The organism is Arthrobacter sp. Y3223164 (assembly GCF_059091005.1).
Genome location: NZ_JBNHGF010000575.1, coordinates 1 through 1,307, shown reverse-complemented (window position 1 = coordinate 1,307; position 1,307 = coordinate 1). Strand labels below are relative to the sequence as shown.

Below are 1,307 nucleotides of genomic sequence, written 5' to 3'. Positions count from 1 at the left end.
CCCGGGCGGCCAGCAGGGCCGCGACCGCCTTGTGGTGCTTCCCCGCGTTGTCCCGGAAGTCCAGGGTGGCCAGGTGCAGCCCGATGGTCGAGACCGCGCGGCGCACTGCGGCCAGCGAACCGTCCGCCACTAACGACGCGGTGTGGGCGCGCAGGGATCGCTCGATCGGGGCCAGATCGGCCAGCACCTCCGCCGTCGAGCTGTAGTCCCGCCCGGGCTCGTGTGGGAGCCGCCGCTGGATCCGGGCGCTGGTGTTGAGCAGCTTCGCCTTGATGCAGGTCAGTTTCAGCCGGTAGGGCTCGTTCGCGTTCAGCTCGCGCACCCTGGTGTCTAGGCCCGGCAGGTTCTCGAGGTCCCTGGCCACGGAATTCAGCAGTTCGTCGCTGGCGGCCACGATCGTCGTCGAGTTGGACAGGACGGCGATCAGGCTGTCCACAAAGCCGATGTTGATCCGCACCGCGTGCTGGTTCTGCAGCTGGAAGACCTCATGCGTCACGTCCACGGTGACCAGCGGGTTGCCGTCACGGTCGCCGCCGATCCAGGAGCCGAAGCGCAGCGGCGCCCGGTCGGCGGGCAGCGTCACGCCATGTTCGGAGAGCAGTTCGGCCAGGTCCCCCATCAGCTCCGGCATGGTGTTGTTGAGGATGTTGCCCAGGTAGTAAACGGCGTTGCGCGCCTCATCCACAGGGCTCGGCCGCACGTGCCGCAGCTCGTCGGTCTGCCACATCTGGTCGATGATCTCGGCCAGCCGCCGGTCCTGCCGCCGCCGCGCCGTGCTTCCCTCCGCCGTCGTGGTGGACAGCAGGTCGGAGATAGCGCGCAGCTTGTCCAGCACGGTGCGCCGCGATGCCTCGGTGGGATGCGCGGTGAAGACGGGGCGGACGTCGAGCTGGTTGACCGCGTGTTGCAGCGCCTCGGGTCCCGCTTCCTCGGCAATCTGGGCGACGGTGCGAAGCAATTGGCCGTCTTCCTCCGGCCGGGCACGCAATTGGCGCACCCGGTGCACCTGTTCGGCGGCGTTGGCCAGGTGGAAGTAGAAGGCAAAAGCCCGCACCAGATCGGTGGCCTCGTCCACGTCCAGCCCCGCGAGCAGTTCGCGGACCTGATCAATCACCTCGCGGGCGGTCCACGGCCCGGTGGCCTCGCCCTCGCCCCGGGCCGCTTCCTTGGACTCCTTGGTCAGCAGCCGGACCTGCTCCACCAGGTCCAGCAACTCCGGCCCGTGCTGGCGCGCCAGCGATGCCCCCAGGAGCGTGCTCACCCGGCGTACGTCGGCGCGCAGGCTCGCGTCGAGGTCCCGGTCGCGG

1 protein-coding gene is annotated in these 1,307 nt (G+C 69.6%); it reads right to left on the bottom strand.

The window, feature by feature from the left end; translation table 11 throughout:
- The coding region (locus AC5RUJ_RS16520; RefSeq protein ID WP_494156275.1) for a phosphoenolpyruvate carboxylase at positions 1-1,307 on the bottom strand (1,307 nt) is incomplete at both ends.